General features: G+C 45.8%; 1 pseudogene. It reads left to right on the top strand.

Features of this window, described 5'->3' with window-relative positions:
- Window positions 1-95: 95 nt before the first annotated feature.
- Window positions 96-706, top strand: a pseudogene (gene ftsA, locus B4K20_RS11650) (cell division protein FtsA); the annotation flags it as partial.

The following is a 706-nucleotide window of genomic DNA, read 5'->3' on the forward strand; positions in this document are numbered from 1 at the left end:
AAAGACCTGATTAAAGAAATTGATATGCGTTACACCAATGGGCTGGCAGTGGTATGGAAATCCGGCCAGCAACCTGATTTTAATGGAACAGTATGATGTCGAAACGAACTGAAAGAGAACTTATCGTTGGATTGGATATCGGAACATCAAAGGTTGTCGCAATTGTCGCGGCACCTGTTGTTGATGCCGGCCCCAATGATAATGCGCTCGAAATTATTGGCATTGGTTCTCACCCTGCCAGAGGCATGAAAAAAGGGGTTGTCGTCAATATCGAATCTACAGTGCAGTCGATTCAGCGTGCGATTGAAGAAGCTGAATTGATGGCCGGTTGTCAGATTTATTCAGTCTATGCAGGTATTGCCGGAAGCCACATTCGAAGCCTGAATTCTCATGGCACGGTGGCTATTCGCGATAAGGAAGTGACTCAGGGCGATATTGATCGGGTGATGGATGCAGCACGAGCTGTGCATTTCCCCGGAGACCAACAATTACTGCATGTATTGCCACAGGAATACATTATCGATAACCAGGAAGGCATACGTGAACCAATTGGGATGTCAGGTGTACGTTTGGAAGCAAAAGTTCACCTGATTACGGGTGCTGTCAGTGCGGCTCAGAACATCACAAAATGTATTGAACGTTGTGGTTTAACAGTTGATGGCATTGTGCTTGAGCAAATGGCATCCAGTTATTCTGTCTTAGATCA

The organism is Methylophaga sp. UBA5088, from assembly GCF_002414625.1.
GTDB classification, from domain to species: Bacteria; Pseudomonadota; Gammaproteobacteria; order Nitrosococcales; family Methylophagaceae; genus Methylophaga; species Methylophaga marina.